Source organism: Streptomyces pseudovenezuelae (genome assembly GCF_029892565.1).
In the GTDB taxonomy this organism is placed as follows: Bacteria; Actinomycetota; Actinomycetes; order Streptomycetales; family Streptomycetaceae; genus Streptomyces; species Streptomyces pseudovenezuelae_A.
The window spans coordinates 281406-295481 of sequence record NZ_JARXVH010000012.1 but is presented as its reverse complement, the minus strand read 5'-3'; the positions used below and the strand labels follow the sequence as shown (position 1 = coordinate 295481).

The 14076-nt window shown below is 71.1% G+C and carries 17 protein-coding genes; 10 read left to right on the top strand and 7 right to left on the bottom strand.

Going from position 1 to position 14076, the window contains the following annotated elements; genetic code table 11:
• The first annotated feature begins 14 nt into the window (after window positions 1-14).
• From M2283_RS33930 to M2283_RS33920, 3 genes are all read left to right on the top strand, one after another.
• On the top strand, window positions 15-932 hold the full coding sequence (locus M2283_RS33930; protein ID WP_280880290.1) for a MerR family transcriptional regulator: 918 nt from the start codon (window positions 15-17) through the stop codon (window positions 930-932).
• 48 nt (window positions 933-980) lie between these two features.
• Window positions 981-1193, top strand: a complete 213-nt coding sequence (locus M2283_RS33925) for an EF-hand domain-containing protein (RefSeq protein WP_280880289.1) — start codon at window positions 981-983, stop codon at window positions 1191-1193.
• Between the two features lie 149 nt (window positions 1194-1342).
• Window positions 1343-2026 carry an NADPH-dependent F420 reductase gene (locus tag M2283_RS33920; protein ID WP_432423165.1) on the top strand — a complete coding sequence of 228 codons (684 nt, stop codon included), beginning with the start codon at window positions 1343-1345 and terminating at the stop codon, window positions 2024-2026.
• Window positions 2027-2033: 7 nt separating this feature from the next.
• On the opposite strand, the gene M2283_RS33915 is transcribed toward M2283_RS33920, so the two are convergent.
• A complete protein-coding gene (locus M2283_RS33915; protein WP_280880287.1) occupies window positions 2034-2591 on the bottom strand; it encodes a glycoside hydrolase family 25 protein in 558 nt (185 codons plus the stop codon).
• A gap of 323 nt (window positions 2592-2914) precedes the next feature.
• Between M2283_RS33915 and M2283_RS33910 the strand changes: the two genes are divergently transcribed.
• Window positions 2915-4201, top strand: coding sequence for a cation:proton antiporter (locus tag M2283_RS33910; RefSeq protein ID WP_280880286.1), 1287 nt, complete (start codon window positions 2915-2917; stop codon window positions 4199-4201).
• A gap of 32 nt (window positions 4202-4233) precedes the next feature.
• Here the strand turns inward: M2283_RS33910 and M2283_RS33905 are convergent, their stop codons facing one another.
• Complete coding sequence (locus M2283_RS33905) at window positions 4234-4959, bottom strand: GAF and ANTAR domain-containing protein (RefSeq protein ID WP_280880285.1); 726 nt, start codon at window positions 4957-4959, stop codon at window positions 4234-4236.
• Between the two features lie 359 nt (window positions 4960-5318).
• On the opposite strand from M2283_RS33905, the gene M2283_RS33900 reads away from it, so the two are divergent.
• The 4 genes from M2283_RS33900 to M2283_RS33885 all read left to right on the top strand — a co-directional run bounded on the left by M2283_RS33900 (window position 5319) and on the right by M2283_RS33885 (window position 7341).
• Window positions 5319-6140, top strand: a complete 822-nt coding sequence (locus M2283_RS33900) for a hypothetical protein (RefSeq protein WP_280880284.1) — start codon at window positions 5319-5321, stop codon at window positions 6138-6140.
• A gap of 105 nt (window positions 6141-6245) precedes the next feature.
• Window positions 6246-6524, top strand: a complete 279-nt coding sequence (locus tag M2283_RS33895; RefSeq protein ID WP_280880283.1) for a hypothetical protein — start codon at window positions 6246-6248, stop codon at window positions 6522-6524.
• A 59-nt stretch (window positions 6525-6583) separates the two neighbouring features.
• Entirely contained in the window at window positions 6584-6988 is a 405-nt protein-coding gene (locus tag M2283_RS33890) for an ANTAR domain-containing protein (protein WP_280880282.1), read from the top strand.
• Window positions 6985-7341 (top strand): PRC-barrel domain-containing protein, encoded by a 357-nt coding sequence (locus M2283_RS33885; RefSeq protein ID WP_280880281.1) that lies wholly within the window; start codon window positions 6985-6987, stop codon window positions 7339-7341. The genes M2283_RS33890 and M2283_RS33885 overlap by 4 nt, the downstream gene beginning before the upstream one ends.
• Before the next feature lie 11 nt (window positions 7342-7352).
• On the opposite strand, the gene M2283_RS33880 is transcribed toward M2283_RS33885, so the two are convergent.
• The 5 genes from M2283_RS33880 to M2283_RS33860 all read right to left on the bottom strand — a co-directional run bounded on the left by M2283_RS33880 (window position 7353) and on the right by M2283_RS33860 (window position 11942).
• Window positions 7353-8069 (bottom strand): GAF and ANTAR domain-containing protein, encoded by a 717-nt coding sequence (locus M2283_RS33880; RefSeq protein ID WP_280880280.1) that lies wholly within the window; start codon window positions 8067-8069, stop codon window positions 7353-7355.
• Window positions 8069-8881 (bottom strand): GAF and ANTAR domain-containing protein, encoded by an 813-nt coding sequence (locus M2283_RS33875; protein WP_280880279.1) that lies wholly within the window; start codon window positions 8879-8881, stop codon window positions 8069-8071. The genes M2283_RS33880 and M2283_RS33875 overlap by 1 nt, the downstream gene beginning before the upstream one ends.
• On the bottom strand, window positions 8878-9315 hold the full coding sequence (locus M2283_RS33870; protein WP_280880278.1) for an STAS domain-containing protein: 438 nt from the start codon (window positions 9313-9315) through the stop codon (window positions 8878-8880). The genes M2283_RS33875 and M2283_RS33870 overlap by 4 nt, the downstream gene beginning before the upstream one ends.
• Window positions 9316-10047: 732 nt before the next feature.
• Window positions 10048-10731 carry a response regulator transcription factor gene (locus M2283_RS33865; RefSeq protein WP_280880277.1) on the bottom strand — a complete coding sequence of 228 codons (684 nt, stop codon included), beginning with the start codon at window positions 10729-10731 and terminating at the stop codon, window positions 10048-10050.
• Entirely contained in the window at window positions 10728-11942 is a 1215-nt protein-coding gene (locus tag M2283_RS33860; protein ID WP_280880276.1) for a sensor histidine kinase, read from the bottom strand. Before M2283_RS33860 ends, M2283_RS33865 begins: the two co-directional genes overlap by 4 nt.
• 134 nt (window positions 11943-12076) lie before the next feature.
• Here M2283_RS33860 and M2283_RS33855 point away from each other — a divergent pair, with 134 nt between their 5' ends.
• Window positions 12077-13006, top strand: coding sequence for an ABC transporter ATP-binding protein (locus M2283_RS33855; protein ID WP_280880275.1), 930 nt, complete (start codon window positions 12077-12079; stop codon window positions 13004-13006).
• Window positions 13003-14016 (top strand): ABC transporter permease, encoded by a 1014-nt coding sequence (locus M2283_RS33850; protein WP_280880274.1) that lies wholly within the window; start codon window positions 13003-13005, stop codon window positions 14014-14016. Before M2283_RS33855 ends, M2283_RS33850 begins: the two co-directional genes overlap by 4 nt.
• Window positions 14017-14076: the final 60 nt, after the last annotated feature.

Below are 14076 nucleotides of genomic sequence, written 5' to 3'. Positions count from 1 at the left end.
CCACACTCGCAGACATGATCGACGACGGCACCGGACTTCTCACCATCGGAGAACTGGCCAGGTCCACCGGACTGACCGTGCGCACCATCCGCTACTGGTCGGACGAGGGCGTGCTCACCCCGGTGACCCGCTCCGCCGGCGGCTACCGGCTCTACGACGCCGAGTGCGCCGCCCGCCTCGAACTGATCCGCACGCTGCGCGAGTTGGGCCTCGGTCTGGACGACGTGCGCAAGGTGCTGGCCGACGAGACGTCGGTCGCGGAGGTCGCGGCGGCGCACGTGCTGGCGCTGGACGCGCAGATCCGTTCCCTGAAGGTGACCCGTGCGGTGCTGTCGTCCGTGGCGCGACGCGGTTCGACCGCGGAGGAGATGACCCTGATGAACAGACTGGCACGGCTGTCGGCGGCCGAGCGGAGGCGGATCATGGAGGAGTTCGTGGACGAGCTGTTCCACGGGCTCGACCAGGTGGATCCCGCCATCGAGGAGCGGATGCGCTCCATCGCGGTGGACCTGCCGGACGATCCGACCCCCGGGCAGGTGGACGCCTGGGTGGAGCTGGCGGAGATGGTCCAGGATCCGGAGTTCCGGTCGCAGATGCGGCAGGTGATGGAGTTCAACATGTCGGACCAGGACCGCGTCGCCGTCCGCGGGCGGTCCACCTGGTTCCCCATGCGGCTGGTGCAGCTGGGCGGGGAGGCCAGGGAGCGGGGCATCGCCCCCGAGTCGCCGGAGGCCGAGGCGATCCTGCGGGAGGTGCTGGGGGACGGCGGCGACCCGGCCGTCGTACTCGAACGGATGGAGTCGGCGTCCAACGACCGGCTCGCCCGGTACCGGGAGTTGCTGGCCACGGTGAAGGGCGGAGGGCCCGCCGCCGCGCACCGTGCGGAGTTCGCGTGGGTGGTCGCCGCACTGCGTGCTCGCACGGCCGGTTAATCTGGCCTGCGTCAACAAGCAGTAGTGCGTTACGAAGGGGCGGATCCGGTGGCGGACATCGAGGAAGCACGCAAGCATTTCCAGCGGATCGACACGGACGGTGACGGCGTCATCACCGCGGCCGAGTTCAAGACCGCCCTCGCCCAGGGAGGCGACTGGAACGTCACCGACACGGTCGCGGAGGCCATCATCAAGACCCGCGACCTCGACGGGGACAAGGTCCTGTCGTTCGACGAGTTCTGGGCCTACCTGAGCAAGTGACGTGAGTGCAGGGGGCGTTCGTCCTTCGGGGCGGGCGCCCCTTCGTCATGTCCGTTCGTCCTGGTCGAGCGCCGTCACCCGTTTGCCGCAGCCGATGGAATAGTCCGGGATCTCCCGGAGTTGAAGCCGCCCGGACGTATGCACGTGCAATGACTTCGGAAGGGCCTGTCATGAAGATCGGCATCATCGGCGCGGGGAACATCGGCGGCAACCTCACCCGGCGGCTCAGCGCCCTCGGGCACGACGTCTCCGTGGCCAACTCCCGTGGCCCGCAGACCCTCACGGCGCTGGAGAAGGAGACCGGTGCGAGGCCGGTGGCCGTCGGGGAGGCCGCTCGGGGCGCCGAGGTCGTGGTGATCACGGTTCCGCTGAAGGCCGTGGCGGATCTGCCGTCCGGTGTGCTGGACGGGGCGGCCGACGGGGTCGCCGTCATCGACACCGGCAACTACTACCCCCGCAGCCGCGACGGCCGGATCGCGGGGATCGAGGACGAGGGACTCACCGAGAGCCGCTGGACGGAACGCCAGGTCGGCCACGCCGTCGTCAAGGCCTTCAACGGCACGTACGCCGCCGACATCCTGGACCGGCACCGCCCGGCCGGTGACCAGGACCGCCTCGCGCTGCCGGTCGCGAGCGACGACGAGGCGGCCAAGGCGAAGGTGCGGGCGCTGATCGACGAGCTCGGCTTCGACACCGTGGACGCGGGCGGCCTCGACGACTCCTGGCGCCAGCAGCCGGGCACCCCGGTCTACGGCCTGCGCGAAGGCGTCGAGGCGGTCACCAAGGCACTGGCCGAGGCGAGCCCGGAGCGCACGCCGGAGTTCCGGGGCTGAGTCGCGGTCAGCCGACCTTCGTCCACGCCTTCAGCGCGGCCTTGTCGGCGAAGTCGGCGACGTCCTTGTCGATCGGGTCGCTGCTGTACTGGTGGAAGCGCCACTTGGCCTGGATGCGGGGCTTGGCGGCGGTGACGTAGTCGGCGATCCAGAGGCCGTCGCCGGCGTACGACGTGGTGTCGATGTTCAGCCAGAAGTCGCGGTTGCAGTACAGCAGGACCCGGTTGTGGGGCCGCAGTGCCTTCACCTTGCGGATGAAACTGTCCTTCTCGGCGTTGCTCGCGTGGGTGCCCTCGCTGTTGCGCTCCCAGTCGACCGCGAGGATGTCGCCCGCCTTCTCGGGGGCGTGCTTGACGAAGTACTCGGCCTGGGCGGTGAGGTTGCCGGGCCACAGGAAGTGGTAGAAGCCGGCCACCAGACCCGCGTCACGGGCGTGCGCGGTCTGGGCCGAGAGCTTCGGGTTGACGTACGAGCGGCCCTCGGTCGCCTTGATGAAGACGAAGGAGAGGCCGGCCGTGCTGTAGGTGGAGGACTGGTACGCGCTGACATCTATGCCGCGGAGCATGTGGGGGCTCCCTGAAGTGCGAATGGGGGGACGGGTGTTGATGATGCCCCACACCGGGGCCGTGGGAACGTCGGTGCCCGGGGCTCACAGGTTCGAACACCGCCGCCGACTTCGCCGACCAGTCACCGAGAGGGGATTGCGGCGGACACTCCGCAGGCGTCCGTCATGATCGGTATGTAGGGGTTCGTCGAATCAAACGGCCGCGGCTGATCCGTTGTATCGGCAGCTTCGTCCGCCGCGCACTGGTGCCGGCCGGTGCGTCCGGTCGACCATCTGAAGGCCCATCGGCGTCGTGGTCCCCGGCCTAAGGAGTCCGCTCCGCCATGACCTCCTCCCAAGCGGCCGCCCTGCTGACGGGTCTGGCCGTCGTCATCGTCGCCGCCGGTCTGCTCGGGCAGTTGGCGCGCAGGTTCGGCCAGCCCCCGGTGATCGGCGAGATCCTGGCCGGCATCCTCCTCGGCCCGACCCTGTTCGGCGGGGCCCTCTCCCACGCGCTGCTGCCGACCGACATCAGGCCGTTCCTGGCCGCGCTGGCCGAGGTCGGCGTCGCCGTCTTCATGTTCCTGGTCGGCCTGGAGTTCGACCGCACCCTGGTCCGCGGCACCGGCCGGATCGCCGCCTCGGTCTCGCTGGCCTCGCTCCTGCTGCCGTGCGGCCTGGGCATGGCCCTCGGCGCGTATCTGCTGCGCGGCCATCCCAGCGACAACCACACGGGGTTCGTCCTGTTCATGGGCGCCGCCATGTCCATCACCGCGTTCCCGGCGCTGGCACGGATCCTCACCGACCGGGACATGCACCGCACACCCCTCGGCGCACTGGCGCTGTGCTGCGCCGCCGTCGCCGACGTACTGGCCTGGTCGCTGCTCGCCGTGGTGGTGGCGATCGTCGCGCCGGGCGGGCACCCCGAGCGGGCGCTGCTCTTCCTGCCGTATCTGCTGCTGATGTGTTATCCCGTGCGGTGGCTGCTCGGGCGGCTGCTGGCACGGCCGGCGGTGGCCGCGCAGCCGACCGCGGTGCTGCTCGCCACGGTGTTCGCCGGGCTGCTGCTGTCCGGGGCGGCGACCGAGTGGATGGGGCTGCACTTCATCTTCGGCGCGTTCCTCTTCGGGGCCGTCGTCCCGCGCGCGGGCTCGGAGCGGCTGCGGGCCGACCTGCACGAGCGGGTCGGTCTCGTCAACAACGTACTGTTGCTTCCGGTCTTCTTCCTCGTCGCCGGTCTGCAGGTGGACCTGTCCGGCCTTGGCTGGTCCGACCTCGGTCAACTGGCGCTGATCCTGCTGGTGGCGACGGGCGGCAAGCTCGTCGGCGCGTACGCGGGCGCCTTCGCCGTCGGCCTCGACCGCCGTATCTCCTCCGCCCTGGCCGTCCTGATGAACACCCGCGGCCTCACCGAGCTGATCATTCTCAGCGTCGGACGCCAACTCGGCATCCTGGACGAGCGGTTGTACTCGCTGATGGTGGTGATGGCTCTGCTGACCACCGCGATGACGGGTCCGCTGCTGGAGGCCGTCTACCCGCGCCGGCTCGCCCTGCGCGCGACCGCGGACGACATGACCCGGAGGCGCCGGGAGCGGGTCGCCGTCGGCGACTCGGCGGCCGGAGCGAAGTGAACTCCAGGTCGGGGAAAGGGGATTGAGTCCGGTCAGGAAGCCGCGGCGCTGAGGCCGGGGAGATGTTCCGTCTCGTCGATGAAGGCGCGGGCCACGTCCGCCAGGCGGCGGTTGTGGGAGCGGGCGTAGGACCTCAGGGCGGAGAAGGCCTGCTCCATGTCCGTGTGCCGGCGCTCGGCGAGTTTGCCCTTGGCCTGCTCGATCAGGACACGGCTGTTGAGGGCCGACTGCAACTGCTCGTTGAGAAGTGTGCTGCGCTCCGTGGTGCGTTGCTGCAGGACGCTGATGGTGGCGACGTCGGCGAGGGCCTGGGCGAAGGGGGTGTCGGCGGGGTCGATGGGCACCGGAGTGGTGTGGAAGAGGTTGAGGGCGCCGACCACCTCGTCGCGCAGCCGCATGGGCAGCGCCTGGACGGAGGAGAAGCCGATGCGCTGGGCCTGGGCGGTGAACAGCGGCCAGCGGTCGGCCTCGTCGCGCAGGTCCGGCACGGAGACCGCGACCCCGGTGTGGAAGCAGTCCAGGCAGGGGCCTTCGTGGTTCTGGAGCTGGAAGAGCTCCAGCAGGCGCACCCGTTCGTCGGAGGCGGCCATGACGCGCAGCACTCCGTCGCGGTCGGCGAGCAGGACGCCCGCCGCGCTCGCGTCGAGCAGGTCGACGCAGCGGTCGGTGAGCAGGCGCAGGAAGTCCACGAGGTCGAAGTCGGCGACCAGACTGTCCGCCAGCTCGACGAACGTCCGGGCCATGAGCTGTTCCTTCATGGTGCACACCCTCTGGTCCAGCACGAGAAGTCCGCTCCCGCCGCAACCAGGGTCAGCAGGCGGTGTGTTCACCGGGGTCCAGGGCGTCCGTCGGCCAGCATAGTCCCCGGTCCTGTGCGGTGGCGCCCCCGCCGAATGCCATGTGTGACCGAAAAGCCACCGGTTGTGTCCACTGATCGCAGGTGAAACCTCCGCAGCCGGGCAGTCGTCCCGTTGTCGCCCGGCCTGGCCCCCGCCGTTCGCCGTCACGTGTTCGCCATCACGGCGACGGCCGCGACGGCTGCGACGGCAGAGCGGCGGTCGACGGCCGTCGGGCTCCGGGAAACACCAAGTGACATCAGGGACATTGAGGGATATCGGTGGAGAACCGCAGAAAAGAAGAAGGACAGGCGCCGAAGCGCAAAGTGCTCGACCTGACCGCCGTACAGGTGGCGGCGAGCGCGCTCGCGACGGTGGTGGGCGCGTTTCTCGCGTCCCTGCTGGGAGTGACCGGGACGATCATCGGCGCCGCCGTGGTCAGCACCAGCGCCACCACCGGCGCGGCGGTCTTCCAGCACGCCTTCCGACGGACGGGGGAGGAGATCCGCAGCCGGGTGCCGCTGGTGGGGGTGCCGAAGACACCGACCGAGGAACGGGCCGAAGCGCGCGCGGACGCCCGGGCGGCGTTCGCGTTACCGCCCGACCCCTCGCCCGACCCTTCACCCGACGCCTTGCTCTCCGGCGAGGAACCGCCTTTCGTGGCTCCCGAGGGCGAGTCGGTCACCACCTATCGGGGCGGCTCCCTGCGGAAGACCTTCGGCTGGAAGAAGTACGCGCTGGCGACGGGCCTGGTGTTCGCGCTGGCGATGGTCACGGTGACCGCGGTGGAGCTGATCGCGGGCAAGCCGGTCTCCGCCGTCGTCAAGAACGAGCCGGGCAAGGGCACTTCGGTGGGCGGCGGCTCGGCCGATGACTCCCACCCCACGACCAGGCCGAGCCTCACCCCGGGCACGTCCAGCGGCACGGCTCCGCAGCCCCGCGGCTCCACCACGCCGGACGCGAGCGCGGCACCGGAGACCGGGTCCGGCTCCGAGCCCAGCCAGAGCTCCACTCCCGAATCCAGCCCCACCCCCGAGACCTCGGCCTCGTCCGTGCCGTCCGGCGGCGGTGCCCTGAACAGTTCCGACGTGACCGCCCCGTGAGGCGGCGGACAGAGCTCGCTACCGGCGCCCTCCGCCGAGGACTACGCTGGTCGAACAGGCCCCGGCCCCCGGCAGCGACGCTTCGTTCCGTGCCGGGAGGCCACCGTGTTCGTCCTGCTTCTCATCCTCATCCTGATCCTCTTCGGCCTCGGCTTCCTCAGCCCTCTGTGGTGGGTGGCCGCGGCCGTGCTCCTCTTCGGCGCCACCCGCTACGGCCGCGATCGCGGTGGCGGCTGGATCCGCGGCGACGGGTCCGACCTCCAGGGCTACCGGGACTACCAGCAGCGCCGCGACCGGCAGGACCGCTGGGCCCGCCGCTACAGCCGGCAGCACCGGGCGCGCTGGAAGCGAGAGGACCGTCGGGACCACGAACCCCGCGGATGACGACCGTCGAGACCGCGAAGTCCGCGGTCGACGACCGGGAAACGTGAGAGGTGGGTGGAGTGCAGCGCACAGCCATGCTTCCCAAGGGCTGGTGGGGGTCGAGGACCGAACCCTCGACGGAGGAGGATCCGGCGGACCAGGACGTCGAGGCGCTGCGCGCCGAGAACCGTCGGCTGCGGCGGGCGCTGGCCGGCCGCACGGACGTCGACAGGGCCTGCGGCATGGTGATGATCCTGGCCCCCTGCCGCCGCGCACCGGCCAGGAATCTGCTGGTGGACGTCGCGCGCCAGTGCAACAGCGACGTGCCGGACGTGGCCGCGGCCCTGGTCGCCGCCTGGGAGGGCGAGCCGCTCCCGCGGCTGATGCGGCGCGGCCTGCGGCGCGCACTGCGGCGGCTCTACGCGGAGGACCGAGGGTGTGACGGGGTACCCGAGGAGCAATCGTCCGGAAGGGAAAGACCATGATTCACGCAGCTGATGTCCGAGAGTGGCGCGACCGCGATGTCGTCGACGAGGAGTCGCACAAGATCGGTGTGCTGGAGGCCGTGTACGTGGACACCAGCACCGACGAACCGGCCATGGCGACGGTACGGACCGGGCTGCCCACGCGGCACCGCCTGGTCTTCGTCCCCCTCGCGGACGCGACCGTCGGGCCCGACTACGTCCGCGTCGGCTACGCCCGGGCCCTGGTGAAGCAGGCCCCGTCGATCGGCACCGACGACGTACTGCCCGCCGAGCAGGAGGAAGCGATCTTCAAGCACTACGGCCTGCCCTACCAGCCCGGCGCGGCCGGCGAACGCCAACTGGCCCGCCGCTGACGGCGTCCGCGTCAGGCCGCGAGTCCGGGCAGGGGCTCCGAGCCGTCGATGAAGGCGCGGGCCAGGTCGGACAGGCGGAGGTTGTGCGAGCGGGCGTAGCCGCGCAGGGCGGTGAAGGCCTGCTCCATGTCGATGCCCTGGCGTTCGGCGAGCTTCCCCTTGGCCTGCTCGATCAGCACGCGGCTGTTCAGCGCGGCCTGCAACTGCTCGTTGAGAACCGTGCTGCGGCGCGTGGAGCGCTGCTGCAGCAGGCTGATGGTGGCCACGTCGGCCAGGGCCTGCGCGATGAGGGTGCCCGCCGGCTCGATGGGGCCGGGCTCGGCGTGGAAGAGGTTCAGGGCGCCGACGACCTCGTCCCGCAGCCGCATCGGCAGTGCCTGTACGGCGGTGAACCCGCTGCGCTGGGCCGCCACCGCGAACCGCGGCCACTGTAGGGTCTCCGCGCTCAGGTCGGGGACGAGCACGGGTGCGCCGGTGTGGAAGCACTCCAGGCAGGGGCCTTCGTCGTTCTGGAGCTGGAAGAGCTCCAGCAGCCGCGCCTGCTCGTCGGAGGCGGCCATCACGTGCAGGGCGCCGTCGCGGTCGGCGAGCAGCACCCCGGCGGCGCTCGCGTCGAGCAGCCCCACGCAGCGGTCGGTGAGCAGCCGCAGGAAGTCGATCAGGTCGAAGTCGGTGACCAGGTTGTCCGCGAGCTCTACGAAGGTCTTGGCCAGGAGCTGCTGATTCATCAGGCACACCCTTGTGGGTTCTCGTCGGTCGGCTCCGGCTCCGGGGAGAAGCGGAGCCGGTGGGCCACCACGTCGGCGGCCACGTCGGCGAGCCGGCGGCCCCGCATGTAGGCGTGCGCGCGCAGTCGTACGAAGGCCTCGTCGATGCCGACACCGAGCTGGACGGTGAGGATGCCGGTGGCCTGGTCGATCTCGGCCCGGTAGCCGCCGAGGTCGTCGAGGTTCCGGTCGGGCCACGGACCGTCGCCCGACGGACCATCGCCCGACGGACCACCGTCCGACGGACCACCGTCCGACGGACCGGTCTCGTCGATCCGGGCGTCGAGCAGGAGCAGGGTCGCGAGGTCGGCGAAGGCCAGCGCGTCGGCCAGTTGCTCCGGGCCCAGCACGGTCGGCACATTGGCGTACAGGTCCAGGACGCCCGGGCTGATCGCCCCGATCTGCAGGGGCAGCGCGAACACCGCGCGGGCGCCGGCCTCCAGGGCCGCGTCGGCGAACACGCTCCAGCGGTCCTGGAGTTGACCGAAGAGCAGATCGGGGGTGAGGACGGCCGAGCCCTGCGTGAAGGCTTCCACGCAGGGCCCCTCGCCCAAGGTGAGCTGCAGTTCCTCCAGTTGCTCGCTGACGGTGTCGGTGCTGCACAGCGGATGGCTGCCCGCGGTCCGGGACATGGCCGACAGCCCGGCCCCGCCGACCGGGAGCGCGGCCACGGCCGCGGTGCACACGTCCACCACGCCGACCCGGCCACCGCGCTGGGCCGCCTGCTCGGCGACCAGCAGCTGGATGCGGGCCGACCGGCTGTCGGACCTCACCCCGACCACCGGGCCCGGGCCTCGGGCGCGAGCAACTCCCGCCCGACCAAGGTGAGTTCCGGGGTCTGGACGGTCGGCACCGGGGCACCCCGGGGAGGAGGCGAGAGTGGCCCGAACTCGTCGCCGAGGAGCAGGAATCCGGCGCCGGTGAGGTCGAGGATCAGGTCCAGGGTCGGTGGCGGGTGGTGCAGTCGCAGGGCTCCGCCCGCGACGGTGACCCGTTGCGCGGCGTACAGGAAGACGTTGAGGCCGCTGCAGTCGCAGAAGGTGACGGAGGTGAGGTCGATGTCGATGGTGTGGATACCGTCGCGCAGACATTGCGCGAGCGCCGTGCGCACCAGCGGGGCCGATGTCAGGTCGATCTCACCGGCCAGGGTGATCAGTGCCCGCTTCCTACGGTCATGACGGTAGACGGTGAGCTGCGGGAAGGGCATGACGCCTCGGTTCAGAAGACCATGCGGCAGCTGACGAGGGGCACCGGGAATGCCGGCCCCCTCGGTGCGCTGCCGGTAGCGGCGTACGTTCGGCGAAGGCGGAGCGAAGGCCGGTCCGAAAGCCTGTGGTACAGGTCGGCGGACCCAACCGATTCCCTCCAAGGGATGCGCCGGGCCACGGACGAAAAAAAGGTCCGCACCCCGCGCCATCTGTGTCGATCTACGACGAGCCGCCAGGGTCTGGGACGTCCGTCCCCCACCATAGTCCCCAACCCGGTCCCGCAGGTCGGGATCGGTCCTGCGAATACCGTCAAACCCCCTACTCGCGAAGGAAGTTCAGCACCTGCTGGACGAACAGGTCGTGGTGCTGGAAGAGAGCACCGTGACCGGAGTCGGGATAGATGCTCAGCTCGGCGCCAGGTACCCGGTGCCGCTCACGGAGTTCCGTCGAAGGCCTCGCGCAGCTCGGGCAGGAATGTGGGCGCACGGCGGCGCCAGCCTGCGCGCGCCTCTCTCGCGGGCGCGGTTCGGTCCACCACAACCCGTCGCCCTGGAAGCTGAGATAGCAGGGTGCCGCGATCTGGCCCGCGGTCATTCCGCGTGACGCCGGATCCGCTGTGATCGGCGAGGTCCAGGAGCCGTGGGGGACCGGGCTGGGTGTCGCGTCTCGTCTCCAACTGTTCGATCCGGTCCGGCTGTTCAGGCTGGTCCGGCTGTTCCGTGTGCGGAGGGTCAGACCAGTCCGGCGTAGTGCACGGTCAGGGCGATCTGGACCCGGTTGGTGTGTTCCAGCTTGGTGAGGATGTGGGAGACGTGGGCCTTGACGGTGGCCACGCTCATGTACAGCTCGGCGGCGATCTCCGCGTTGGTCCTGCCCTGGCCCACGGCCACCGCGACCTCCCGTTCCCGGTCGCCCAGGCGGTCGAGCCGGACGCGGGCCTCGGCGGTCTCCGGTCGGCGCGGGCCTGTTCCGTCGCCGCCCTGGGTGACCCGGGCGATGAGCTGTTCGGTCACCGCGGGGGAGAGCACCGGCTCGCCCGCCTTCACCCGGCGCACCGCCGCGACGATCTCGGCGGGCGGGGTGTGCTTGAGCAGGAAACCGGCCGCGCCGGCGCGCAGGGCGGTGAGGATCTGTTCGTCGTCCTTGAAGGTCGTGAGCATGACGACGGCTGGTGCGGACGCCGGTTCACCGGCGTGGGCGCGGGCGCGGAGCAGCCTGGTCGCCTCCAGGCCGTCCACGCCGGGCATCCGGATGTCCATCAGCACCAGGTCGGGGGCGTGCTCGTCGACCAGTGCGAGCACCTCGCCGCCGTCCGCCGCCTCGGCCACGACCTCGATGTCGTCGGCGCCGCTGAGCATCAGCCGGAGTCCTGAGCGGACCAGCGGGTCGTCGTCGACGAGCAGCACACGGATCATGCCGGCCAGGGTAGCCAGGCGCGCAGCACGTACTCGGCTCCGTCCTTGCCGTGACTGAACCGGCCGCCCGCCAGCGTGACGCGCTCCGCGAGGCCGATCAGCCCCTGGCCGGCCCCCGGGATGCCGTCGCGCGCGCCACCTCGTACGGCTGGGTTGGTCAGCTCCAGGGTGAGGCCGTCGCCGGGGCCGCCCTCCACCGTGACCGTGACCCTGACCGGCGAACCGTGGGCGTGCTTTCTGGCGTTCGTCAGCCCTTCCTGGACGATCCGGTAGGCCGTGAGCCCGGCGATACCCGTCGGACCGCCGCCCGGCCCGACGCGGCCCATGTCGAGGTCGACCTTCATCCCGGCGTTCTGCGACTCCCTGACCAGGTCGGGCACCTCGGCGAGGCCGGTCTGTGCGGGGCGGGTGGCGGTGGTGCCGTCCGCGACGACGGCCTTCTCGGCGGCCGGTGACCGCAGTACCTGGAGCACCACCTGCAGATCCTCCAGAGCCTGGTGCGAGCTCTCCCTGATCACGGCGGCGGCGCGGGAGGTCTCCTGCACGGACGCGCCGGCGTTGAACTCCAGCGCACCCGCGTGGACGCTCAGCAGCGAGAGCCGGTGGGCCAGGACGTCGTGCATCTCCCGCGCGATGTCCTCCCTGGCCTCCCGCTGGGCGCGCTGGGCCCGCAGCACCGCCTCCGCCTCGGCCCGCTCGGTGCGCTCGCTCAGGGAGCGGACGAACAGGCCCCAGCCGATCGCGGCGGCGATCAGGACGGCCAGGATCACCGCGTTGGCGATCGGCACTCCGGAGACGTAGGGGCTGGTCAGGAAGTGGACGGGGATCGGCAGCAGTGCCAGCAGGGCGATGGTCAGGATGGTGCGCGGGGGCTTGAGGGCCGCGACCGTGAAGAGCGCCACGATCAGCGGCACCACGGCCGGGGTGATCGTCGCCGCGGCTATGGCCACGACGGCGACCGCGGTCGGCCGGCGTCTGCGCCACCACAGCATGCCGACGGCGATGAGGGAGATCGGGTTGATCGCCCAGGTGAAACCGAGCAGCAGCGGCGACGAGAAGGTCAGCCGGTCGAACGGCCAGGTGCCGGAACCCAGGCCCGGGCTCAGCGTCAGGTCGCCCCTGATCTGGACCAGGGAGAGGGCGGCCGACAGTACGAGGGCCAGCACCACTATGCCGAGGTCGATGGTTTTCTCACGTCGGTAACCGCTCACAAGCGACAAATGTAGAACGGTCGCCGACCGGCGCCGTACAGACTTTGGTCTGGAGACTTTGGTCGGTACGGGACGGCGCAAGCACCGACTTTGCGCCGAAGCGGGCCGTTGACCTGTGCTTTTAGCGTTCCGGCATGACCAATAGAACCGATTCCCCCGATGCGCTGGAGGCGGTCGGCCTCGGCAGGCGGTACCGCCGGGGCTGGGCCTTGCGGGACTGCTCGTTCCGGCTGCCGGCCGGGCGGATCTGCGCGCTGGTCGGCCCGAACGGCGCCGGCAAGACGACCCTGCTCTCGCTGGCCGCCGGTCTGCTGGAGCCGAGCACCGGCACCATCCGGCTGGGCGGGCAGGCGGCCCGGTCCGCCGAGGCCCGGCAGCACACCGCGTTCCTGAGTCAGGAGAAGGCGCTGTACACGCGCTTCCGGGTCTCCGACACGCTGCGCATCGGCCGCGAGCTGAATCCGATCTGGCACCAGGAGACCGCCGAACGCGTCATCGCCGCGGGCAACGTCCCGATGGACGCCCGGGTCGGCACCCTGTCCGGCGGCCAGCGCACCCGGGTGGCCTTCGCGCTGGCCCTGGGGAAGCGGCCCCGGCTGCTGCTGCTCGACGAACCGATGGCCGATCTGGACCCGCTGGTCCGGCGCCAGATGACGGACACGCTGATGACCGAGGCCGCCCGGCACGGCTCGACCGTCGTGATGTCCTCCCACCTGGTCTCCGAACTGGAGGGCGCCTGTGACTTCCTGGTCCTGATCAACAACGGCACGGTCAGGCTCGCCGGCGACGTGGCCGAACTCATCGGCGCCCACCGGACCGTCTCCGCCCCCGACGCGCACGCGGACCGGTTGGCGAAACTGCCCGGCCAGACGACCGTCGAGACCCGCAGCGCGGGCGGCCGCACCACGGCACTGATCCGCCCACGGGGACCACTGACGGCGGACGTCGAGCCGGTCCTGCCGAGCCTGGAGGAACTGCTGCTGGCGCATCTGCGGACGGACGACGCACCACCGCTGATCACGCCCACGGCACGTGCCGGCGCGCGGCGCGAGGTGACCGTATGAGCGGGTCCCTGACCGTCAACCGCCCCTCGGCACGGACCAGTTCGGGACTACGGCTCCGAGGGCTGACCTGGCTGGTCTGGCGGCAGAACCGGCTGGCGTTCTGGATCGGTATCGGCGTCGCGGTCGCCGTCGCGGCGTACGCGATCGTGCGGCACCAGGAGATGACGACCGCCATCGCGCAGGGCCACATCGACGCCTGCCGGGGCACCACCGTTCCGGCCGGGGAGTGCTCCCACAAGCTCAACTCCTTTACGCAGACGTACCAGTTCCCGATGCGCCGCCCGCTCCAGGCCATGCTGGCGCTGCCGTTGGTCTTCGGCGTCTTCCTCGGCGGCCCCCAGCTGGCACAGGAGTTTGAGTCCGGCACGTACCGGACCGTGTGCACGCAGTCCGTCACCCGGCTGCGCTGGTTCGCGGCCAAGCTGCTCGTCCCCGTGGTCCTGACGGTCCTGATCAGCGGGACGATCGCCGCCGCGATGACCTGGTGGTGGCAGCCGGCGGGGTCCCTGCTGGGCGGCTGGTTCCCCTGGTGGCAGTGGTATCCGTACGACGGTGTCGGGCCCGTCGTGGTCGGCCTGTCCGTGCTGTCCCTGCTCATCGGCGTGACCGCGGGCCTGATCCTGCGCCGCACCGTCCTGGCGATGGGCGCGACCGTCGTCCTGAGCGCGGGCGCGATGTACCTGCTGCACTCGCTCCGGGGCCATCTGCTGCCCACCACCCTGGCCACGGTCCAGCACACGACCGACTCCCCGGCTCCGGCCAACGCGTGGGTGCTCGCCGAGGGCGCGGTCGACGCGGCCGGACGCCGGGTGCCGGATCTGCCCGACTGCTACGCGGCCGACGACTACGCCAAGTGCCTTGTGCAGCACGGCCGGACGGGCCGCTGGGCGGAGTTCCACCCGTCGTCCCACCTGTGGCCCCTGCAGTGGGCCGAGACCGGTCTGTGCCTGCTGCTGGCGGCAGCGCTCACCGGGCTGTGCGTCTGGTGGATCCGCCACCGCGCGGCCTGACCGTCACCCGACACCCGTTCCCGCATCCCCGCATTCCCACGTTCCCGCGTTCCCGCGTTC